This is a genomic window from Arcicella sp. GW458-12-2-14-TSB2 (genome assembly GCF_059423785.1).
On the sequence record NZ_JBWKYN010000010.1, the window covers coordinates 24,288 to 47,584 of the forward strand.

The following is a 23,297-nucleotide window of genomic DNA, read 5'->3' on the forward strand; positions in this document are numbered from 1 at the left end:
TTGTTGATTGAAGTTAAAATTAAATGAGGTAAAAATCGTGACAAAATAGACTATTCAACCCTATTCTACAAAATGGATAAAACAGCATAATCTAAAAATAGTAAATAAAAACGCAAAAACCATCTCCTTATTCGACAAAAAGCACAAGTTTATCGACATCTGTTAGAGTTTTTTGAAATTATAAAGAAAAGTGTACGATTTTATCCTATTAGATAAGAAAGAAAGGAAAGAATAAAACCATATAGTGATAGCCGTCTTTCAATAATAAAAGACGTTTATAGTGAAGTAAAAAAGCAATGAGAAGAAACGAAAAGGATACATATCCACAAACGGTTGCGTTGAAATCAGTGCAATAAATAGATAAAGCAAAAAAAGTAATCCAGCCTAGTATAAGTACCCTGATGATGTATCCTTTAAATTCTAATATTGCAATTGTTCCTATTAATATTATGGCGCCAAAAAGCATAAATTTAATTTTGGCAATAAAGGTTGTATAATAATAATACATATTACTGCCAAAATAGATTGAAGTTGACAGGCATACAAAAGCAAGGATTATATAAATACTTCTTAAAAAGCCCATTTTTTTCTTAAAAGAAAAGTCGAAATATAAGCAAATAATAAAAGCACTAAAACTAGCAATACATGGAAACCAGTTTTGTGGTAACCCTGTGTCGCTTCTTCCAGAAATAGTCCAAGGGTAGTGATATACTACCTGCATAAGTATACCTAATGCTATTATAGTAAAAACTTGATACCCAAGAAAATGCTTACTTAGAGCAAACTCTATTTTTATAAACATTTGCCCCATTGATGAAACTGTTCTCTTTTTAAGTAAGTAAACTATGAATGAAACAAATAAAAAAAATGAAGCAAATATTTCTGATCCCTCTTCGATTAATAAGAATAGCATTGGGCGTTTCCAAGTAGCAGGGTTTGGTGCGTTTTGCCATGATGACATTTCATATTGCTCTTGAAATGGGTTACTCAACAGTAAAATCACACCAATAAAGCTTAACGATAATACTATTTTATAGCGCCTGAATTTCACAAAAAAGAATAACAACATTATTAAACCTATAATGGCTATAAAAGCATAAAACAGATACCAGCCTGTACTTATTCCATCTCCTAATTTTTTAAGCAGTGCGGTTTCACCTATTACTTCATGAAATGAACCCATCTCATCAAAAGATAATGTGAAAAATATAGCAGAAATAATAATCCAGAGGCTATTGAAAACCTTATTTGCCAATGTTTCAGAGTGTTGGTTATCAATTAAGAAACATAAGAATGCAATTATGGCTATTGAGAAATACAGCATTGAAGCATACCATGATGCTACGATGTTCTCATTAGTAAGATCTAAAAGAACAATTATAAGCTGTACAGAAAACTTGGCACTTTCAAGAAAAGTTTGTTTACTCAGCCAAGTTCCGAATAGAAAAAAAAGATTACAACAGAATACACCCAAACATATCCGATAAACATTTTGTACAGAAATCTTCACAGAAAAAATTTCTGTTTGCTCTTTCGGTAAATTCATTATCATACAATTATTAATGTTATAATGCTTTATAATTCAGTTAGGTATAAGCATTTAACAATACATTTTCTTCCTTAAGGACACAAACGCTAGTTTAAAATCATACTAAAATAAATAATCATTTAACATTTTCCTATTATTTGTTTTATACAATAGCTGCTAACCACTATTGACTTCACTTAAAAACATCTTATTTCTCTTTTGTTTTGATAGATGCTCGCCATAGGCAAGAAATACATATTTTAAATAAAAAATTTGCAAAATTAAAAACAACAAACCATATTTGCCTATAGAAATTATAGACTAATAGTTTTGCTTGTTAGCCACCAACAAGTAAAAGAGTCAATACAGTTTTAAAAAAATAATTATGAACACAAATAATTTATACATTTTTCTAAAATGTAGGGAAAGTTTCCGTACAGTGGCAAGCTCCATTTTTTCAAATCAAAATTGTTGCTGTTGTAGCTAATAACAATAGCCTATCTCCTCATTTCTGGACTATCATTTATTCCATAACATTATGGATTACATCTTGCATGTTCTATAATACACAAAGTATTAATTTAAAAATTTTATATAACTTAATCCATAGTTTAAATAGAATTATCCATTTCATGAAAATTAAATACATATTCTTATTTAGTCTTTTGTCGCTGGGAATGGTATCTTTTGCACAAAAGAAAAAAAGCTCAACGCCTCCCAATATTATTTTAGTAATGGTAGATGACATGGGTTACTCAGACTTAGGTGCTTATGGTTCAGAAATCAATACTCCTAATATTGACAAACTAGCTTTTGAAGGTATCAGGCTGAAAGAATTTTATAATAACTCTATTTGCGCTCCTACGCGTGCCTCATTAATTACAGGTCAATATCCCCATAAGGCGGGTGTAGGATATTTTAATGTCAATTTGGGTTTGCCCGCTTATCAAGGCTTTTTAAATAAAGAATCTTTGACTTTTGGCGAAGTACTTAAAACAGCAGGATACAATACTTTCCTTTCTGGTAAATGGCATGTAGGCAACGATAGTTTGTATTGGCCAAATCAGAGAGGGTTTGATAAATTCTATGGCTTCATCGGTGGTGCTAGTAATTTTTATGCCGACGCAAAAGATGCGCCAGTGGAATTGGTAGAAAACAATAAAAGAATTAACCTAAAAGAGGGAGAATATCTAACAAATACTATTACAGATAAAGCGCTTTCATTTATTGAAGAACAAAACAAGAGTTCAAAACCATTTTTCTTGTACTTAGCTTTCAATGCTCCACACTGGCCTTTACAAGCTTTACCAGAAGACATTGCCAAATATCGTGGTAAATATAAACTAGGGTGGGATTCTCTAAAAGTTATTCGTCATGCCAAACAAGTACAATTAGGATTGGTAGACCCTAAACAACCTATTGCTACACGCGATGAAGAAGTGCTTAGTTGGGATGCTTTTACTTATGATGAGCAACAATTGTGGCAAAAGAAAATGGAAGTATACGCTGCCATGCTCGATCGTGTTGATCAAAACGTAGGAAGAGTGTTAGCCAAATTAAAGGAGCTTAAAAAGGATGAAAATACATTAATCGTTTTCATTTCCGACAATGGTGCTCAAGGTGGGTATTCACCTTTAGGCAGAAAACGTGCTAGAAATTCTGGTCCTATTGGGTCGTCAGGTTCTTATGAATACCAAGACCAAAGTTGGGCTTCGTTGTCTAATACGCCATTTCGCTCTTATAAAAACAATTTCCATGAAGGAGGCATCAGTTCGCCATTTATAGCTTGGTTTCCTAAAAAAATCAAAGCTGGAGGCATCGCTCGTGGAACAGGGCATTTAATCGACTTAGCTCCTACTTTTTATGATGTAGCAGGTGCAAAATATCCAGAAAATTATAATGGTATAAAAACCAATGCTTTAGCAGGGGTTAGCTTGAAGAAATTATTATTTGAAGGTACAGAAGTGAATCGTGAACAGCCCATCTTCTGGGAACGTGGTGGTAATAGAGCCGTAAGAAAGGGAAAATGGAAATTAGTATCTACTTATCCAGAAAAAAGATGGGAACTCTATGATTTGGATATAGACCGTGGTGAAACAGTAGATTTGTCAGCCAAGAATCCTGATATCGTAAAAGAATTAATTGCTGACTATGAAGCATGGTCAAAGAAAAATAATGTAGAAAATTATGATAAAATAAAACCTGCGGTTCAAATCGGAAATGGAACGAGGTTTTAAGGAGCTGTGAAAATTTTACTACTATAAATATTAGAATATCACTGGCGTTAGCAGTTTTCGAAATTCCACTGTTTGAGCGGAGCGAGTTTGGAATTTCTTGACTTTCTTTTGCGGTCCGCCGCGCGGTTACTTTTCTTGTGTCAAGACAAGAAAAGTAAGGCCTTACATAAGGGAAATATCTTTTATAGGAATTTATGAAGGGTTTTAAATATTCTCGCTCAATTACAAATTTTAAAGACGATAAATTAGCATAATCATTCTTATGAAAAATAGAGCATTTACTTGGATAGGGATTTTATTTGCCTTGAGCCTATCTACTCAATATACTTTTGCCCAAAACAAAAAGCCAAATATCATTTTAGTCATGGTAGATGATATGGGTTATTCTGATCTTGGAGCATATGGTTCAGAAATTAATACACCTAATATCGACAAACTGGCTTTTGAAGGCATCAGACTTAAAGAATTTTATAATAATTCAATCTGTGCGCCTACGCGTGCATCATTGATTACAGGACAATATCCTCATAAAGCTGGAGTTGGCTATTTTGATATTGATTTGGGTTCGCCTCCATACCAAGGTTTTTTGAATAAAGAGTCATTAACTTTCGGCGAAGTACTTAAAACAGCGGGCTACAATACTTATCTTTCTGGAAAATGGCATGTAGGCAAAGATAAATCTGTATGGCCTACCCAAAGAGGCTTTGATCAATTTTATGGTATTTTAGGCGGTGGTGCCAATTATTTTGATGCAGAAGATATTCCACTTGGGCGACCGTATCCTGTAAGCTTGATTGAAAACAATCAACAAATTCATCCAAAACCAAACTCATATTATTTTACGGATGAAGTAACGAATCATGCGATTAAATTCATCAGTGAGCCAGCTAATCAAGAAAAGCCTTTCTTTTTATATTTAGCTTATACGGCACCACATTGGCCATTACAAGCTTTACCAGAAGACATTGCTAAGTATAAAGGCAAATACGATTTGGGCTGGGATGTTCTCAGAAAGAATCGTTTAGCTAAATTAAAATCATTAGGTATTCTGGACGAAAAACAAACCATTGCAGAAAAAGATGCAGAGATTCCTGAATGGGATAATTTAACCTATGATGAAAAAGAACTTTGGAAAGCTAAAATGGAAGTGTATGCAGCTATGTTGGATAGAGTTGACCAAGGCATCGGGAAGTTAATAGCAAGCCTAAAGGCACTGAAACAAGATGAAAACACCTTAATTGTTTTTATTTCTGACAACGGTGCTCCTGCGGAAGATGTAGCACACTTAGGCAATAAAGTAGGGAAAAACGCTGGTCCTGTAGGAACTTCTGGCTCATTTGAATCGCAAGGGAAAAACTGGTCATTCTTATCAAATTCGCCTTTCCGTTCATTCAAATCTTTTGCTTTCGAAGGTGGTATCAGCTCGCCATTCATCGCATGGTTTCCAAAGAAAATAAAATCGGGGACTATCAGTAAAGGCACGGCACATTTAATTGATTTAGCACCTACTTTTTATGAATTGGCAGAAGCAAAATATCCTGAAACATTTAATGGCGTAAAAACCAATCAATTACCGGGAAAAAGTTTGACAGGGCTGCTTTTTGACAACAAGGAAATACAACGCGAAGAAGGTATTTTCTGGGAAAGAGCAGGCAATAGAGCCGTAAGAAAAGGCAAATGGAAATTAGTTTCTATCTATCCTTCTTATCAATGGCAGTTGTTTGATTTAGATAAAGATAGAGGTGAAACACAGAATGTAGCAGCCAAATATCCATTGATAGTAGATGCGCTTTCAAATGACTATTTCAAATGGGCTGCCGCAAATGGTGTAGTAGATTATGATACTATTAAACCTACTGCTCCGCTTTTACCAGTTAGAAAAAGTAAATAATAAATCAAGCGGTGAGTTTTGAGTGTGAAATTTAAAAGTACTTTTGTAAAGTAATCTCAAGGCTTAATACTCAATGCTAAAAAGCTACTATTCAACATGAGAAAAATAATTTATACCGCTTTAGGAGTTAGTGGTTTTGCTTGGTTAATGCTCCAAGGCAATGCCCAGACTGTTCAACAGAAACCTGCTGCTGGAGATAAAATTGCCGTTTGCAAAGTAAAAAGTCCAACTTTTGTTAAAAATAAGTTTGCTTCTGATAAAACCAATGTTACAGCAGGCAAGGCACTAAGCTATCAGAATATGGTAGAAATTCCGGGTGGAACATTTACAATGGGTACTGATGAATATCCAGATGCTCAACCTAAACATACGGTAACTGTAAAAGGCTTTTTAATGGATGAGCATGAAGTAACCAATGCTGAATTTGCTCGATTTGTAAAAGCAACTGGCTATAAAACTGTAGCGGAACGTCCTTTAGATCCAGCAGATTATCCAGGAGTATCGATTGATAAATTGGTAGCAGGCTCAGCAGTCTTTACGCCTCCCACTGAAAATGTAGGATTGGATAATCACCTTCAATGGTGGGATTATGTAGCAGGTGCTAACTGGCAACATCCCAAAGGACCTACTAGCACTATAAAAGGACATGAAAATGAACCAGTTGTACAGGTTTGTTATGAAGATGCACTAGCTTATGCCAAATGGGCAGGTAAGCGATTACCCACTGAAGCTGAATGGGAGTTTGCTGCACGAGGGGGGAAAACTGCTACTAAATATTATTGGGGAAATGTATTAAAGCCTAACAATAAATGGTTTGCTAATATTTTTCAAGGGAATTTCCCAAGTGGCAATACCTTAGAAGATGGTTACAATGATGTAGCACCCGTAAAATCTTTCCCAAAGAATCCTTATGGATTATATGACATGGATGGAAATGTTTGGGAGTGGTGTAGCGATTTGTATAGACCAGATTATTACAAAAACAGTCCGAAAGTTAATCCTAAAGGGCCAAGTTCAAGCTATGACCCCGAAGAGCCCAACGTAGTAAAGCACGTGCAAAGAGGTGGTTCGTTTCTATGCAGTGATCAGTATTGTATACGCTATATAGCTGGAAGTAGAGGCAAAGGAGAAACAAGTAGTGCTAGTAATAATTTAGGATTTAGATGTGTAAAAGATAAAAATTAGTAATCATTGAAATATTGGAAATAATATTTGTACTTTTTGAATATTATTTTTCCATTGTGTTGATTATCAGTAAATTAATTTTTTTAGACCGAATATTTTTTTGAAAATATTTGGTTTTCTAAAAACATTAAACCATCTTTGTCTATCGAAATTATAGACTTATAATTTCATCGCAATTATCTTGTTAGCCACCAACAATGTATGATTGCCTAATTTACCGTAACTTTTAATTAAGCGTTAGTCAAATGGAATGCTCAAAAAATAATGGTCACGACTTCACACTCAAGGTGGTTCAATCTCTTGCTTCCTTTTCTTGCTGTTGCTGTTGTTGTTGATAGCCAAACATCAAATTATTTTCTTAAATAAGATTCAAGATACTTGATATGCTTTATGGTCAGAGCTTCTAGGTATTTGTATGCTTATTCCTTACAATTATTTACATGTAACGTAAACAAATCAAAAAATGAAAGCAAAATTAACAGGTCTTTTTCTTTTACTTGGCACATTGACAGCCCAAGCCCAAGATAATAATAATAAAGTAAGTTTAGGAGGAACACGCTTTACCTATCCCCTTATTGAAAAATGGATTACTGAGTATAAAAAAATATATCCTAAAGCGGATGTACAATTAGCCAAAAATGCTGGTGAATCTGTTACCATTCAGATCATCGCATATCATGCTGAGCCAACTGCGTTTGGTGATGACAAAGAAATTACGCCAGTAAGCAGATTTGCCTTATTACCCGTTGGTAATGAAAAGACTCCTTTAGCTCAGACATTAGTAAAGAAAGGTGTAAAGAAAGAAGAATTGAAAAAATACTTTTTAGAAGACCCCGAAGATGCACTTGAGCAAGACAAAGACGCACCGAAATACCAAGTATATACGCGTGCTAGCAAAGTTTGCTCTTCCATCTCTTTTGCTAGTTATTTAGGAGACGATGCTGAAAACATTGTAGGCAAAGGAATTACAGGAGATGATAAAAATCTATTAGAAGCTATTAAACGTGATCCACTAGGCATTACGTATAATAACCTAGGTTACTTATATGATTTACAAACAAGACAGCCTTTGAAAGACTTTACTATCTTCCCGATTGATTTAAACAACAATGGGAAATTGGATAAAGAAGAACAAATTTATGGAAACTTAGATTTACTTATTTCGTTCTTAGAAAAAAACCCTACTAGCAAAGCTATTCCTACAGAAAACGTGTATTTTATCACCCATAAAAATGCTGAAAATGAAGAATTGAAGCGTTTTGTGAACTGGACAAAACATGAAGGGCAAGCTTATGTCAAAGAATTAGGCTTTGTAGGCTTGAATGATGCAAATGATAATAAAAGTGCTTTTGTAGAATCAAACAATTCATTTAAGAGCAAAAATTAGCCTTTTCTTTGTCTTACTTCTTTTCATATCGCTACATCAGCTTTAAATAGGCTGATGTAGTTGAACCTAACTTATACTCAGAATGATGACTCTTCAAGATTTTAGCACTATTGGGAAAAAAGTGCTAATCAGTATCCTTGTATTTTTAATACCAGTTACTATCCTAACGGGAGGTATTCTATTGGTAGAACATTTATTAAATTAATTAGCCATTTCCTAAAATCACTCAAAATGACCTTAGAAAAAAGCCTTGCTCGGAAAATTTTTCGAGACGCATTAATTAGTCTATTTATTTACGCACTCCCTGTTATCTTACTTTGGGGATGGTTCTATTATAAAGGTGAAAAACCTTGGCTTAACAAAGTAAAAGACACAACAACTACTTCTGCAAGCGCCAAGGAATAGATAGAAATATAAAAACATGATATGCAAGACGCTATACAAAAGATATAAATAATATTTAATCATTGAAAATATTTTGGTTCGTTCCAGATTTCTTGTAATAAGTAAATGTTCTCGCCTTTTTAATCTATTAAATCTATATATTAATATGACTAATATTTACCTTAAAGCTAACAAATAATATGGTACATTTTATCGAAGAAATTTTTAAAAACCTTAACGGCTGGGGCCTTACAGCATTAACATTTATTTTAGGCTTTGCAGAATTCTCTTTGGGTCTATACGGCAAAAAATGGAATAATAACGAAAAACTATTAGACATTGCTTGCTATACATTACCCAAATTAGTAGTTGGCCCCGTAGTCGCATATTTCGGGTTGAAAGTATTACCATTTGTGTTACCTCATGCTAAAAATGAATTTACTTGGATTCCCTTCGTTTTCGGTGCTTTAATTATTGCTATTTATGACGATTTAACGCAATATTGGTATCACCGTTTACACCACCAAGTACCATTTATGTGGCGTTTTCATCGTACACACCATTCTGCTCCATATATGGGCATGGCTATGGCTTCGAGACAAAATATTATTTACACGATTTTCTTTTCACAGTCTTACGTAACTACCGTATTGGTTTATTTAGGTTTGGGCTATCCAGCCTTATTTGTAAAAGGACTGAAATCGTTGATTACTAAATTGGCTCACTCAAGTATTAAATGGGATAAGCCATTCTATGAAAACAAATGGTTACATCCTGTAGCATGGGTATTAGAACGTACTATTTCAACACCTGCTACTCACCATGCACACCATGCAGATTCTACAGATGATGGTGTTGGTCATTACAAAGGAAACTTCGGCAATATGTTCTTTTTATGGGATATTATTTTCGGTACGGCACTCATTACCCGACAGTATCCTGCAGCTTATGGTATCAAAAACTATCAAAGTGAAGAATGGTATGCACAGTTATTGTGGCCAATTTTAAAATCTAAAAAAGAAGGAAGCGAATTATCAGCTAATGGGCCTGAAGTAGCAGAAGATGAGCCGACATCAGTGCCAGTAGCATTGGAATACGCTTAATTACTAAACATTATTCAAATCTTAAATTCATAACAATGATTAAGACCTTAAAATTTATTGTACTATCACTCGTACTAAATACAACTGTATTGGCACAGAAAAGCGATACGGAGACAAAAAACTTAGTTTCAGTAGCTATTTTTGCTTCAAAAATTCAGCAACAAACAAAACCGCAGATTATTGATGCCAGAAGTGCGGAAGAGTTTACTCAAAACCATATTAATGGAGCAATCAATCTAATTCCGCAAGATGCGTCTTTCATTGAAAAGCTTAACCCTAGCCAGCCAGTGTTTGTTTATTCAATCGCTAATGGTAGAAGTGTAGTATTTGCAAAAGACTTGGCAAGTAAAGGTTTCAAAGAAGTGTATGTATTAGATGGTGGCATTGGTGCATGGGTTGGGCAAGGCAAAACGGTTTTTACTACTGCTAAAAAAGGATTAACACTCAATGATTTTAACAATATTTTAGCTTCTAACAAACTTGTTTTAGTAGATGTTGGATCAAGATATTGTGGTTCATGTAAAAAGGTAAAGCCAGTATTGGAAACCTTGAGAAAAGAACATGGTGATGCACTAAAAATTGTGGAAATAGACCTAGAAGAAAGTCCACAATTAATTGCATCCTTGAAGAAGGTTACTTCATTCCCTTATCTTATTTTGTATAAACAAGGAAAAGTGACTTTTGAAAAAAGTGGAATTGCTGAATTGAAAGGTGTTTTAGATACTGCTCTGGCACAAGCCTTGTAGTATTTTCTTAAATCATCGGATAGGTAGTAATTGCTATATCCGATGATTAAACTTTATTAAAATCAAATAACCCTTACTGTTACCCCCAGTATTCATTTTGTATAAATGAAACCCCTTAATAGTATATATAATCCATAGAATAAAAATGAAAAACAAATTACTAAGATTAATTTTTATGTTGACGTTAGTTTTCATTTCGATGAAGGCTCAATCTCAACAATTGACAGGAAAAATTATTGATTCCAGAACGAAAGAACCAATCATAGGGGCAGCAATAGCTATAAAAGGAACTTCTATAGGAGTAACGACAGATGCCACTGGTAAGTTTATCCTCAAAACCTCTCAAAAACCTCCGTTTACTGTTATCGCTACGTTTGTAGGATACAAGAAAAAAGAAATAGAAATTATTGAATTTGAAAATCTTAACATTTCTTTGATAGAATCAAAAGGACAACGCCTTGATGAGGTAATTGTAGTTGGCTACGGTACTCAGAAAAGAAGTGATATTACAGGTTCAATTGCGTCAGTACCTTTAGAAATAAAATCTCAGCCAGTGGCTTCCGTAGAACGTCTTTTACAAGGTTCTGTTGCTGGTGCAATCGTTACGCAAACTTCAGGACAGCCAGGCGGTGGGGTTAGTGTTCAAATCCGTGGTAACAATTCTATCACTGCTGGTAGTGACCCATTATACGTGATTGACGGTTTTCCTATCAACAATGATTATTCATTGAATGATGCAGGTGTAACAAATGGTTCAAAAATCAACCCATTATCATCGATTAATACTGCTGATATTGAATCAATAGATGTATTAAAAGATGCTTCGGCTACTGCTATTTATGGTTCACGTGGTGCTAATGGAGTTGTGATTGTAACTACTAAAAATGGCTCAAAAGGGAAATCTTCTATTAATTATGATGCTTACTATGGTGTTCAAGAGGTGATCAGAACACTACCTGTTTTGAATGCAAAAGACTGGTGGGCACTTAGAAAAGACGCTGCTAAAAACTCAGGTAAGACAACATCTCTACCATCGGTTACAGGCTATTCTTTAGATACTTCGGGTGTTGGAACAGACTGGCAAGCAGCTGCATTCAGAAAAGCAGCCATTCAAAGCCATAGTTTATCAATCCTTTCGGGGTCAGATAAAACAAGATTATCGATTTCAGGAAACTACTTTAAACAAGATGGTGTACTTCAAAATACTGATTTCATCCGTTACTCAGGTAGATTTGGCTTAGACCACGACTATAATAAACGCTTTAAAATCACATCTAGCTTATCAGTAAGTACAACTAAATCACAAGTAGCACCAGCGGCTATTGTAGGTAATTTACTACTTACTCCTCCGTCATTGCCTATTTATAAAGACGATGGTACTTTTGTAGTAAACAGCCCGTTTGAGTCAGGCTTACAAAACCCGATTAACTCTTTATACAATCAATTGAATGAAACAATTACCAACCGTATCTTAGGAAACGTAGCGGGTGAATATACGCTTGCTGAAGGTTTGAAAGCAAAAGTGTTATTTGGTATTGATATCGTTGATAACAAACAGAATCGTTACTTGCCAAGCAGTACAGCGGAAGGTTTAGCACTTTCTGGTGACGCTATCGTGGGTACTGCTTTCACTAGCAACTGGCTGAATGAGAATACATTAAGCTATGACAAAGAGATTGATGCTAAAAATAAAATCAATGCAGTTGTGGGTTTTACTGCACAGCAGTCAAAATCAAAAGGAGCAGTAGCCGAGGCTGCTGGATTTGCTACTGATGCCTTTTCATATAATAACTTAGGTACAGGAATTACTGCTAGAACACCAAGCTCATTTGCGAGCGAATGGGCATTAGCTTCTTATTTAGGAAGAGTAAACTATGTTCATGATGATAAATATTTGGTAACGTTGACACTTCGTGCGGATGGTTCATCAAGATTTGGAGATGGCAATAAGTGGGGATATTTCCCTTCTGCGGCCTTTGGATGGAATGTGAGTAATGAAAAATTCTTCCAAAATGTTAAGAACGTTAGTAGCTTTAAAGTAAGATTGAGCGCTGGTTCGACGGGTAACCAAAATATTCCTTCATATCAATCATTATCTCAGTTAAGCTATTTCCGATACAACTTCTCTAATACAACGGTTTCGGGTTATGCACCCAATACTGTACCTAATCCGAATTTAGGTTGGGAGAAAACCTTCCAAATTGATGGGGGTATTGATGTGGGTCTTTTCAATAACCGTATTTCGCTTGTGGCAGATTATTATTACAAAAAAACAACCGATTTATTGTTGACAAGAACAGTACCGGGTACTTCTGGACTATCTGATTTTTATAACGGACAAGCTTCTGTTATTTACCAAAACATCGGAGCTGTGGCCAACCAAGGATTTGAACTATATATCAATTCACACAATATTGATAGCGATTTGAAATGGAATACTACTTTAGTATATTCTAACAACAGCAATAAAATCTTAAATCTTGGCGACGGTGTAGATCAAATCATTCCTTCTATTTCTTCTCCTTCTATTGCAAAAGTAGGCTATCCGTTGGGGTCATTCATTGTTTATCAAACAGATGGCATTATCCAATCTGGCGATGTTGCTCTTACACCACAAGCTAACAAAAGTCCAGGTGGGCAAAAATACAAAGATATCAGTGGACCGAATGGTGTTCCAGATGGTGTAATCAGTCAGGCTTACGACCGTGTGGTGATTTCAAACCAACCCGCTTTTACAGCAGGGTTAACCAACACTTTCAATTACAAAGGATTTGACTTAGCTATTTTCTTCCAAGCGTCTATTGGAGGTAAAATCTATAATGCCAACAGAGCTAACCTTGAATTGGGTACGGGTTATGTAAATGCTTCTACTGATTTATTAAACAGATGGACGCCAACCAATACCAATACAGATGTAAAGGCAGCTTATCAAGACCCAGCTATTACTATTTCAGATCGTTTTATCGAAGATGCTACATATTATCGTTTGAAAAATATCTCGCTTGGATATACAATTCCAGCTAAAATTGTCAAAAAAGTCAATATCAAAAGCTTAAGAGTATATATCTCAGCACAAAACGCTGCTACTTGGACAAAATATACTGGCTATGACCCAGAAGTAAGTTTGAACGGTCAATCATTGATTAACAAAGGTATTGACTCGGGTGTATATCCAAACAATAAGTCTTATCAAGTTGGGGTATCATTATCATTCTAGCTTTCAGCTATCAGGTGTAGGCTTTCGGATTAAAGCTATAACATATTTAACCATTTGCTGAAAGCCGATGACTGAAACCCGAAAGCCATTTTATCATTTTAAATTAGATCATCATGAAATTATTCAAATATATAGCTCTTGCTAGCGTAGGATTTGCTGCTAGCTCTTGCCAATCATTTTTAAAAGAAAGTCCTGAGTCAATTATTTCTGAAGAACAATATTACAAAACTCAAACAGATGCTATTAACGCCGTAAATGCTGTTTACTTCTTATTAAATTCAGGTGGAAGTTCTGTTCAAACACCCTACAATACCTTGTTCAATACAGGTATGAACATGGCCGGCGATGATGAAGACCCAGGACCAGGAGCTACAAACCCAGATGTTCGTTCGTTAGCAGTTTTGGCACATTCATCTTCTAATCTTCGTGTATACGAATTATGGCAACAGCACTATGCTGCTATTAAAAAAGCGAATGTTGCTTTAGAAAAAATCCCTAGCATTACTTTTGATGCTACACTAAAAAATAGATTGTTGGCAGAAACTAAATTTTTGAGAGCTTTATACTACTTCAATTTGGTACGTTTGTATGGAGATGTTCCATTGATTACAAGCTATCAGAAATATGTTAACGCAGGCGATTACGCCATTGCTAAATCGCCTTCAACAGAGGTATATCAGCAAATTGAAAAAGATTTAACCGAAGCAGCTAGTACTTTACCAGTTTCATATTCATCACCCGATGTAGGTAGAGCCACTGCTGGGGCAGCTAAAGCTTTGTTGGCTAAAGTTTATTTAACAAAGGCATCTTTGCCACTGAATCTAACACAACACTATCAGGATGCTGTTAAAAAAGCAGAGGAAGTATTATCACCTGCTGATGGTGGCACAGGAGCTTATGGCTACGACTTGTTTGCTAATTATGCAGATGTGTTTTTACCAGCAACCAAAAACGGTAAAGAGCATATTTTCTCGGCTCAGTTCAAATCAAACTCTTTGGGACAAGGGAATAACCAAAATCCACGCTCAATCTTGACGGGTATTCCAGGTTTGACGGGGGCTTATGCAGATATGGTTCGTTTTTATACTGTAGGTAATGATAAATTCTTTAGTGTATATAAGTTGTATCAGCCTACCGATAAAAGAAAAAGAGTAACGTTTGTTACCAACTTTACTAGCCCTACAAATGGTAGAAAATACGCTTTACCAATTGTAAACACTGCCGTACCGAATGACTCAACTCCGTTTTTTAATAAAACTTGGGATCCGAATTCACTTTCATTGACTAGTGAATCTGCGGCAAACGTAGCCATCATTCGTTATGCAGAAGTATTACTAATTCATGCAGAAGCTGAAAATGAATTGAATGGTCCTACAGCTAAGGCCTATAAATCTTTGAATAAAGTTAGAAACAGAGCAGGCTTACCCAACCTTACGGAAGGGCTGACTAAAGACCAATTCCGTGAAGCCCTGTATCTAGATCGCCGTTTAGAGTTAGTCTTTGAATACCAACGTTGGTTCGATTTGATTCGCCAGAAAGATGCTACAGGTAAAAGTACGTTTGTGAGCAACCTAGTTAAGGTTGGTAAAACCAATGCGACAGACAAGCATCGCTTGTACCCAATACCACAGTCTGAGATTGATAATAATCCAAAATTGGAACAAAATACGCTTTGGAAATAATTGATGTTGAGTGAGTTGTGGACGAATAAAGTAACTATTCGTCCACAACTCACAAATTACTGACACATCTTTATTTTTTTTTGAATTCATTCAATTATGCAAAAGAATATCATTATAGGGTTGCTGTTTTCAGTAACACTTTTCTCATTTGTCAAGAAAACTTTTGATGGAAAAGGCACACATGAAAGTAATCCTGAGGTAAAAAAAGAAGTATTTAAAGTATTAGACGACTATATGAATACCTTCAACGCAAAGGATGCTAAAGCTTGGCAGGCTACTTACCATTTTCCACATTATCGTTTGGCAAGTGGCAAAATGTCAGTATTAGAAAAAGCTGGTATTTTAGATTCAACGGTGTTTATACAACTGGGCAAAACAGGCTGGCATCATAGCAAGTGGAATCATAGAAATATCATTCAAGCATCAGATGATAAAGTGCATGTTGATACACAATTCTCACGCTATCGTGCGGATGGTTCATTGATTCAGACGTACGAATCGCTGTATGTTGTCACTAAAGAAAATGGAAAATGGGGTGTAAAATTACGTTCAAGTTTCGCTGAATAATTCCTACTCAAAAGCTATCATGAGATTTTCAATTAAAGGCATTTTTGCTTTTTTCTTCAGTATATTATCCACTTCGGTTTTAATTGCTCAAAATGCTCCTAGCAAAAAAACAAATTTTGTTATCATCATGGCCGATGATTTGGGTTATGGAGATATTGGTACCTTTGGAGCAAAGGATATACGCACGCCCAATATTGATAAACTAGCCACAAATGGCTTGAAATTTACGTCTTTCTATTCAACTTCGCCCGTTTGTAGTCCTTCACGATTTGGCTTATTAACAGGCCGTTATCCTCGTCGTCAGGGAATTGATGGTGTTTTTTTTCCAGAAAGTTTTAATGGTATTCCTAAAGAAGAACTGACCATTGCCGAAGCCCTCAAAACCAAAGGTTATTCAACAGGAATTATTGGAAAGTGGCATTTGGGACATCATCGCCAATTTTTACCGCTACAAAATGGCTTTGATGAATACTTTGGCATTCCTTACAGCAACGATATGCAAGGAACTGTTTATTTGCGTGGCAATGATGTAGTTCAATACAATATTGATCAGCATTATACCACCAAAACGTATACTGATGAAGCGATAACTTTCATTGAAAAACACAAAAAGGAACCTTTCTTTCTCTATTTACCGCATACAATGCCACATTTACCTTTATACGCTTCACCAGCATTTGAAGGGAAATCTCAAAGAGGATTATATGGCGATGTGATTGAAGAGTTGGATTGGAGTGTAGGACAAGTAATTGAAGCCTTGAAAAAAAATGGTATCGAAGAAAATTCTTTGGTGATTTTTACAAGTGATAATGGCCCTTGGACAATCTTCGATATCGAAGGTGGTTCGGCTGGAAATTTAAGAAATGGCAAAGGTACAACGTTCGAAGGTGGACAGCGAGTGCCAACTGTTTTTCAATGGCCAGCCAAAATAAAGGCTGGAAGTGTTTATGAAGACTTAGCCTTGCATTTAGATATTTTTCCTACCATCTTAAAATTAGCAGGTTATCAAGCTACTTTACCTAATCCGATTGATGGTGAAGATGTTAGCCAAATATTAACAGCCAATGGGAAAAGAAAAGGGGACGAATTTATCTATTATTCAAACGGTAAAATAGAAGCTTTCAGAAAAGGAGATTGGAAAATTCGTTTAGCACAACCAGCATCTAAAAATTATTTAAGCGGAAAAGATATTCCAGCTACAGAAGCTTTTTTATTCAATTTGAAAGATGATGTATCAGAAACTAAAAACTTATACATAAGCAATCCTGAAAAAGTAGCTGAATTGTTAGCGGCTTTAGATAAAAAAGCAAAAAGCATTGGTCAAAATGTAGCAACATTACCACAGCGTTTACCTGCTGATGATGTACATATCAAAAAATATTTCCAGCGTCATCCAGAATTGAAGAAGTAACAATTCACAGGTAGTGCAATATAATATCCTGTATAAAGGCTTTCTTTTCAAATCCTCTTTGAACTTCCTCAATTAATATATAAAGTCGATAGATATAATATTAACATTGAAAAGCATGATGATTATTCAAAAAAAAGTAAATCGTTTTTCTAAACTGACGACTTCCTTAGTATTAGGTGGGGTATTAGCCAGTTCAAGTATTTTTGCCCAACACGACCCAACGCTTCCTTTTCAAGGAAAATTGGGTAAAACTTTCCAAGAGACGAAAGAAGTTTGGACAGAACATTCTCCTCAAGCTCCTAAAAATGCTCCTAATGTAGTCTGGATTTTACTCGATGATGTAGGCTTTGGTGCAGTAAGTACTTATGGAGGTTTAATCAAAACGCCTACGTTGGATAGTTTGGCGGCTAATGGTTTGCGTTATACAAATTTTCATACAACTGCTATTTGCTCACCAACTCGTGCAGCTTTGTTGACTGGGCGTAACTCACATTCGGTTCACATGGGTTTATTCCCACAAACAGGTGGCGGAACCCCAGGGTATGACGGCTTTATGCCTTTTGAAAAAGCTACTATTGCTGAAATACTACGTGAGAATGGTTATAATACCTATGCTGTTGGTAAATGGCACTTGACGCCAGCCAAAGATGCTACGCCAATTGGGCCGTTCAATCGTTGGCCAACGGGTAGAGGATTCGACCATTACTATGGATTTTTAGGTGGTTCAACCGACCAATATTATCCAGTGGTTTGGGAAGATACCAAGAAAGTAGTCCCAGAAAAAGGTAAATTATTTAGTACTCAAATGGCAGATAAAGCCATTAACCTAATTGCTGAGCAAAAATCACTTGCTCCTGAAAAACCATTCTTTTTATACTTTACCCCAGGGGCTGGTCACGAACCACACCAAGTTGACAAATATTGGAGTGACCAATACAAAGGAAAATTTGATTTTGGGTGGGATAGATACCGTGAAATCGTTATCGAAAACCAAAAGCGTTTAGGCGTAATTCCTAAAGATGCCGTTTTACCAGAACGTGGACCGGGCTTAAAAGCATGGGATTCATTATCTCCTGATGAAAAGAAAGTTTATGCCAAATTTTTTGAAGTATATGCAGGTTTCTTAACCCATATCGACTTTGAAATTGGGAGAGTACTTAATTTCTTGAAAGAAAGCGGTCAGCTAGACAATACGCTTGTGATTGTTTCGGTTGGTGACAACGGGGCAAGTAAAGAAGGAACTTTTGAAGGAAGAGCGCATCGTAATTATGATCCAGATTTGACACCAGAACAACGTTTGAAGAAAAATCTTGCTTTAATTGACCAAATCGGCACAGAATATTCAAGTCCAAATTATCCTTTGGGTTGGGCTCAGGCTACTAATACGCCTTTCAAACATTGGAAACAAGATGCCAATTCAGAGGGCGGAACGCATAATCCTTTGATTCTTTTCTGGCCAAAAGGCATTAAAGACAAAGGCGGTATTCGTAATCAATATACGCACTTGATTGATATTTTACCAACAACGATTGAATTGACTGGTGCAAAAGTACCGACAGTAATTAATGGGTATCCGCAAGAACCAATTGAAGGAACAAGTTTGGCTTTTAGCATTAACAATCCAAATTCGCCTTCTCGCCATACTGTACAACATTATGAAATCATGGGTTCTCGTTCGATTTACAAAGATGGTTGGAAAGCAGGTACGTTGCACGTAAAAAAACAGCCATTTGATAAAGATGTATGGGAATTATACGACCTAAACGAAGACTTCAACGAGCGTAATAATTTAGCAACCAAGTATCCAGAGAAACTACAGGAACTCAAAGAATTGTTTGATGCTCAGGCTTGGAAATACAATGTATACCCATTGAAAGACGGTACTGGTTCAGTACCTGCACCTTCGCCAACCATTTTTGACAACCGCAAACAATTGGTTTTATATCCGCAAACTTCACAGTTATTTGAAGGTTCTGCGCCAAAATTGGGCGGTCGTTCATTAAGCATTAGTGCTGATGTAGTTGTACCTGAAAAAGGTGCTGATGGTGTGTTATTAGCGATTGGAGGAAGAGCAGGCGGATTGAGTTTATATGTTCAGAAAAATCAATTGTGGTTTACTTACAACAATGGCGAAGAAAAAGTATATGTTACTTCAAGCGAGCCAATCAAAGCAGGGAAAAATTTATTGAAAGTAGATTTCAACTACGAAGGTGCTGAAAATACTAACAATGCTCCTGCAACGGCTATTTTGTACATCAACGAGAAAAAAGTAGGTGAAATAAAAGTAACGAGAACTTTACCAACTGTTGGCTTTTATGAAAGCATCGAAGTGGGAAAAGACCAAATTACTGCCGTAACAGAAAAATACAATGTACCATTTAGTTATGCAGGAAAGATAAATAATGTGACGATTGATTTGAAGTAGAATAAGCAACTTAATAAGCTGGTAAATGCCGTTTGCCAGCTTATAAGTTAACTGACTAAAAAATATTTAAACCAAAATACTTGAGCTTTTATTGGCAATATGAAACGATTCTTATTTTTTTTCCTCTTAGTTGCATTTTCAAGTCAAGCTCAAAAAAACTATTATCATAATCTTTCGTGGGGAAGATTAGTCCTTACTGATACTATCAATAAAAAGGTTAGATGGGAATTGTATTTACAGCACAGACGGCAAAATATTGAACAATCAGACTTAAATATATTTGCTACCAATCAATTTACAAGCTATTGGGGCTGGTTGCATTTCACAGTTTCGCCAACCACAAAGTTTTCTTTTTCTCCACTTGGATATTTTAAAAGCTGGATTTTGGTCGCTCAACCAACTGACACCGATAAACCCGAAATTACAGAATGGCGAGTTTCAGCAAGAATTGATAATGAAGTAAAAGGTAGATACTTCAATTTAATTAATAGATATGGGCTAGAATATCGACAAAGAGATTTATTAAATAATGGAATATTTCAGCCCAATTGGCGCGTTCGGTATATGCTTCGACTTGAAAAAGCCATTAAACCAGCATGGTTGCCAAAGCCTGTAACCTTGGTAGCTAATGATGAGATATTTATCCAGTTTGGGAAAGCAGTACAGGGTAATCCCAATATTTTCGACCAAAACAGAGTTTACCTAGGCTTTAACTATCCCCTAACCAAAAATATAAAAACAAGTCTTGGTTATATATGGGGCATACAAGAAAGAAATTCAGGAAATGAAATAGATTATTCAAATATTATTTGGGGCGTATTAACCTTAGATAATCTTTTTAGCCAATTTAAGAAACAGATAAATTAGTGCTTAAAACGTAGTAATTAAAGTCATGCAAAAGAATGTTATAATTGCCTTGTTAGCTCTGATTTTTTCCAGTGCTAGCTTTGCTCAACAGATACAGGATACCACTTATGAACCTAATATAAGTACCCCAGCTTATCCTTTTGGGAAAGGTTCATCTGTAAAAATTGATGAAGCTCATTATAATTTTCATACAGCTAGTAATCGCTACCTTGCTTTTGCCAAAGTATTGCGAAAAGATGGTTACGAAGTATCAGCAAACAAGGAAGCTTTTTCCGAGGAAAGCCTTAATAAAGCTAAAATACTAGTGATTGCTAATGCCATTCATCCGAGTGATACTACGGAATGGGTAGTGCCTAATCCATCGGCTTTTACTCCAAAAGAAATTATCGCCGTGAAAAATTGGGTTGAAAAGGGAGGGTCATTACTACTCATTGCCGACCATCAGCCTTTTCCTGGGGCAGCAAGTGAACTAGGTAAAGCCTTTGGGTTTACCTTCTATAATGGTTTTGCAACAGACACAACTACTGGCAAAGACCCTAATAAAAAGAAAGAGTTAGACACGTTCACAAAGAAAGCTGGCTCTTTAAAAGAACATCAAATCACTAACAAAATTGACCACATAGTAACCTTTACGGGACAGGCCTTTAAAATTCCATCACAGGCAAAATCATTGCTCACATTTGATGATAAATACATTGTGTTATTACCTGATACTGCTTGGAAATTTAGTCCTAAAACACCTAGAATATCAGCCAAAGGTTTATCCCAAGGAGCAGTTTTATCAGTTGGAAAAGGACGAGTAGCCGTATTTGGCGAAGCAGCACAGTTTACCGCGCAATTAAAAGGAAAAGATAAAAAAGGCTTTGGTTTAAATGCCCCAGAGGCCGACCAAAACTTAGCTTTTCTATTAAATATTATTCACTGGTTAGATAAGAAAGAATAGCATGAATAGCCAAGATTATCATCAAATCATTGAATATCTTCCAAAACAATAAACAGCTATCCACTTTTCAATAGTTTAAAAATATCACGGTTTAAGAATGGCACTTTTTCAAAAGAAAATAATAAAAATAGGATTACCCATACTAATAGTAGTGGGCATTGCAGCAGTGTATTTACTTCGTCCTATCAATACAGATGATACATTGGTAAAAGTTGATAAAGCCTTGGCAGAAGGGAAGCGTGAGTTTCTGGCCAACCCTGATTCTAGCAGTTCATCAAAACCTAGGCCCAATGTTATTATTTTATTGGCAGATGATTTAGGGAAATATGATATTTCATTGTACGGAGGCAAATCAGCCCCTACTCCTACTATCGACTCTTTGGCTGCTTCAGGCGTTACCTTTACTGACGGCTATGTATCTGCTCCTATCTGCTCTCCTTCAAGAGCAGGCTTACTAACGGGGAGATATCAACAACGCTTTGGACATGAATTACAGCCAGGAGACCGCTACCCCAAAAATAATTTAGAATATTTAACGGTTAAATACATCCTCAATACGAATGATTGGCACCCAAATCCTAAAATTGAGTATCCTAATAGCAATGCTATTGCATCACAAGGCTTGCCACAGTCGGAAATCACCTTTGCTGATTTAGCTAAAAAAGAGGGTTATGCAACAGGTATTATCGGGAAATGGCACTTAGGACATACAAAAGGCTTCACTCCTTTAGAACGTGGCTTCGACTATCACTATGGTTTTTATCAAGCATTTTCATTATATGCTCCCGAGGATTCCCCTGACCTTATTAACCATCACCATACAGATTTCACAGATAAAGTAATCTGGGGAAATGGTCGTGTGGGTACAGGGAAAATTCGCAGAGACACGACAATTATTGAAGAGAAAGCCTTTTTAACAGAAAAATTTGCCGAGGAAGCAGAGGCTTTTATTGATATAAATAAGAAGAAGCCTTTTCTATTATATGTTCCATTCAATGCTCCACACACACCATTTCAGGTAAGAAAACAATATTATGACCGCTTTGCACACGTCAAAGATGAAAATAAGCGAGTGTATTATGCGATGATTTCAGCTTTGGATGATGCGATTGCTCGTATTCTGAAAAAAGTAAAAGCCGAAGGATTAGAAGAAAATACGCTGATTGTTTTTGCTAGTGATAATGGCGGAGCAACGTATACACATGCTACTACCAATACACCCCTTAAAGGTGGAAAGTTTTCGCATTTCGAGGGAGGTATAAACGTCCCGTTTGTGCTGAAATGGAAGGGTAAAATCAAAGCAAATACTGTTTACCAACAGCCTGTTAGCTCCTTGGATATTTTCAGTACCGTTGCTGGTGTCATTGGTGCAAAACTACCACAAGACCGTATTTACGATGGTGTTAATTTGATAGAAAAAGTAAATAAAAATCAAGAGGCTCATAAAGCGCTTTTCTGGCGTTCGGGAGATGCCAAGGCAATTCGTAGCGGAGTATGGAAGTTGGTCATTAGTGGTAAAAACAAACAACAATGGTTGTACAATTTACAGAAAGATAAATCTGAAAGCACAAATGTTGCATCACAAAACCCTGCTAAAGTACAAGAACTACAAGTGGCTTTGCAAACATGGGAAAAGGGACTTATCAAACCGCTGTGGCCTAGCTTGATGCACTATGAATTCAATTTTGGAAAAGACAAGTATTTGGTGGATTTATAAAATATAC

Annotated in this window: 17 protein-coding genes; 16 read left to right on the forward strand and 1 reads right to left on the reverse strand. The window is 35.9% G+C overall.

What is annotated here, in order from left to right; translation table 11 throughout:
* Positions 1-208: 208 nt before the first annotated feature.
* Positions 209-1,546: a DUF8692 domain-containing protein gene (locus AC07XN_RS02535; RefSeq protein WP_494741940.1), complete on the reverse strand. Its 1,338-nt coding sequence runs from the start codon at positions 1,544-1,546 to the stop codon at positions 209-211.
* 614 nt (positions 1,547-2,160) lie between these two features.
* On the opposite strand from AC07XN_RS02535, the gene AC07XN_RS02540 reads away from it, so the two are divergent.
* From AC07XN_RS02540 to AC07XN_RS02615, 16 genes are all read left to right on the forward strand, one after another.
* Positions 2,161-3,765 (forward strand): arylsulfatase, encoded by a 1,605-nt coding sequence (locus tag AC07XN_RS02540; RefSeq protein ID WP_494741941.1) that lies wholly within the window; start codon positions 2,161-2,163, stop codon positions 3,763-3,765.
* 262 nt (positions 3,766-4,027) lie between these two features.
* Complete coding sequence (locus tag AC07XN_RS02545; RefSeq protein ID WP_494741942.1) at positions 4,028-5,656, forward strand: arylsulfatase; 1,629 nt, start codon at positions 4,028-4,030, stop codon at positions 5,654-5,656.
* Positions 5,657-5,752: 96 nt separating this feature from the next.
* Entirely contained in the window at positions 5,753-6,841 is a 1,089-nt protein-coding gene (locus AC07XN_RS02550) for a formylglycine-generating enzyme family protein (RefSeq protein ID WP_309917399.1), read from the forward strand.
* Between the two features lie 463 nt (positions 6,842-7,304).
* Complete coding sequence (locus AC07XN_RS02555) at positions 7,305-8,228, forward strand: hypothetical protein (protein ID WP_494741943.1); 924 nt, start codon at positions 7,305-7,307, stop codon at positions 8,226-8,228.
* An 82-nt stretch (positions 8,229-8,310) separates the two neighbouring features.
* Entirely contained in the window at positions 8,311-8,433 is a 123-nt protein-coding gene (locus AC07XN_RS02560) for a hypothetical protein (protein WP_309917393.1), read from the forward strand.
* A 26-nt stretch (positions 8,434-8,459) separates the two neighbouring features.
* On the forward strand, positions 8,460-8,633 hold the full coding sequence (locus AC07XN_RS02565) for a hypothetical protein (RefSeq protein ID WP_309917390.1): 174 nt from the start codon (positions 8,460-8,462) through the stop codon (positions 8,631-8,633).
* 179 nt (positions 8,634-8,812) lie between these two features.
* A complete protein-coding gene (locus tag AC07XN_RS02570) occupies positions 8,813-9,715 on the forward strand; it encodes a sterol desaturase family protein (RefSeq protein ID WP_494741944.1) in 903 nt (300 codons plus the stop codon).
* A 35-nt stretch (positions 9,716-9,750) separates the two neighbouring features.
* Entirely contained in the window at positions 9,751-10,461 is a 711-nt protein-coding gene (locus AC07XN_RS02575; RefSeq protein ID WP_494741945.1) for a thioredoxin domain-containing protein, read from the forward strand.
* Between the two features lie 145 nt (positions 10,462-10,606).
* Positions 10,607-13,678 carry a SusC/RagA family TonB-linked outer membrane protein gene (locus tag AC07XN_RS02580; protein WP_494741946.1) on the forward strand — a complete coding sequence of 1,024 codons (3,072 nt, stop codon included), beginning with the start codon at positions 10,607-10,609 and terminating at the stop codon, positions 13,676-13,678.
* 113 nt (positions 13,679-13,791) lie between these two features.
* The gene (locus AC07XN_RS02585) at positions 13,792-15,360 is read left to right on the forward strand and encodes a RagB/SusD family nutrient uptake outer membrane protein (RefSeq protein WP_309917380.1); all 1,569 of its coding nucleotides are present in this window, start codon (positions 13,792-13,794) and stop codon (positions 15,358-15,360) included.
* Positions 15,361-15,456: 96 nt separating this feature from the next.
* Positions 15,457-15,927 carry a DUF6841 family protein gene (locus AC07XN_RS02590; RefSeq protein WP_309917377.1) on the forward strand — a complete coding sequence of 157 codons (471 nt, stop codon included), beginning with the start codon at positions 15,457-15,459 and terminating at the stop codon, positions 15,925-15,927.
* Positions 15,928-15,946: 19 nt separating this feature from the next.
* Positions 15,947-17,338: a sulfatase family protein gene (locus AC07XN_RS02595; protein ID WP_494741947.1), complete on the forward strand. Its 1,392-nt coding sequence runs from the start codon at positions 15,947-15,949 to the stop codon at positions 17,336-17,338.
* A 115-nt stretch (positions 17,339-17,453) separates the two neighbouring features.
* Positions 17,454-19,763 (forward strand): sulfatase family protein, encoded by a 2,310-nt coding sequence (locus AC07XN_RS02600; protein WP_494741948.1) that lies wholly within the window; start codon positions 17,454-17,456, stop codon positions 19,761-19,763.
* Positions 19,764-19,862: 99 nt separating this feature from the next.
* Positions 19,863-20,630 (forward strand): DUF2490 domain-containing protein, encoded by a 768-nt coding sequence (locus AC07XN_RS02605; RefSeq protein WP_494741949.1) that lies wholly within the window; start codon positions 19,863-19,865, stop codon positions 20,628-20,630.
* Positions 20,631-20,655: 25 nt separating this feature from the next.
* Positions 20,656-21,573 carry a DUF4350 domain-containing protein gene (locus AC07XN_RS02610; RefSeq protein WP_494741950.1) on the forward strand — a complete coding sequence of 306 codons (918 nt, stop codon included), beginning with the start codon at positions 20,656-20,658 and terminating at the stop codon, positions 21,571-21,573.
* A gap of 97 nt (positions 21,574-21,670) precedes the next feature.
* Positions 21,671-23,290 (forward strand): sulfatase-like hydrolase/transferase, encoded by a 1,620-nt coding sequence (locus AC07XN_RS02615; protein WP_494741951.1) that lies wholly within the window; start codon positions 21,671-21,673, stop codon positions 23,288-23,290.
* Positions 23,291-23,297: the final 7 nt, after the last annotated feature.

Bases quoted from the DNA above. Each gene is read 5' to 3' on its own strand.
- AC07XN_RS02585 (WP_309917380.1), top strand. From the start codon at position 13,792: ATGAAATTATTCAAATATATAGCTCTTGCTAGCGTAGGATTTGCTGCT.
- AC07XN_RS02560 (WP_309917393.1), top strand. From the start codon at position 8,311: ATGATGACTCTTCAAGATTTTAGCACTATTGGGAAAAAAGTGCTAATC.
- AC07XN_RS02535 (WP_494741940.1), bottom strand. From the start codon at position 1,546: ATGAATTTACCGAAAGAGCAAACAGAAATTTTTTCTGTGAAGATTTCT.
- AC07XN_RS02600 (WP_494741948.1), top strand. From the start codon at position 17,454: ATGATGATTATTCAAAAAAAAGTAAATCGTTTTTCTAAACTGACGACT.
- AC07XN_RS02590 (WP_309917377.1), top strand. From the start codon at position 15,457: ATGCAAAAGAATATCATTATAGGGTTGCTGTTTTCAGTAACACTTTTC.
- AC07XN_RS02595 (WP_494741947.1), top strand. From the start codon at position 15,947: ATGAGATTTTCAATTAAAGGCATTTTTGCTTTTTTCTTCAGTATATTA.
- AC07XN_RS02545 (WP_494741942.1), top strand. From the start codon at position 4,028: ATGAAAAATAGAGCATTTACTTGGATAGGGATTTTATTTGCCTTGAGC.
- AC07XN_RS02570 (WP_494741944.1), top strand. From the start codon at position 8,813: ATGGTACATTTTATCGAAGAAATTTTTAAAAACCTTAACGGCTGGGGC.
- AC07XN_RS02575 (WP_494741945.1), top strand. From the start codon at position 9,751: ATGATTAAGACCTTAAAATTTATTGTACTATCACTCGTACTAAATACA.
- AC07XN_RS02550 (WP_309917399.1), top strand. From the start codon at position 5,753: ATGAGAAAAATAATTTATACCGCTTTAGGAGTTAGTGGTTTTGCTTGG.
- AC07XN_RS02555 (WP_494741943.1), top strand. From the start codon at position 7,305: ATGAAAGCAAAATTAACAGGTCTTTTTCTTTTACTTGGCACATTGACA.
- AC07XN_RS02605 (WP_494741949.1), top strand. From the start codon at position 19,863: ATGAAACGATTCTTATTTTTTTTCCTCTTAGTTGCATTTTCAAGTCAA.
- AC07XN_RS02565 (WP_309917390.1), top strand. From the start codon at position 8,460: ATGACCTTAGAAAAAAGCCTTGCTCGGAAAATTTTTCGAGACGCATTA.
- AC07XN_RS02615 (WP_494741951.1), top strand. From the start codon at position 21,671: ATGGCACTTTTTCAAAAGAAAATAATAAAAATAGGATTACCCATACTA.
- AC07XN_RS02580 (WP_494741946.1), top strand. From the start codon at position 10,607: ATGAAAAACAAATTACTAAGATTAATTTTTATGTTGACGTTAGTTTTC.
- AC07XN_RS02610 (WP_494741950.1), top strand. From the start codon at position 20,656: ATGCAAAAGAATGTTATAATTGCCTTGTTAGCTCTGATTTTTTCCAGT.
- AC07XN_RS02540 (WP_494741941.1), top strand. From the start codon at position 2,161: ATGAAAATTAAATACATATTCTTATTTAGTCTTTTGTCGCTGGGAATG.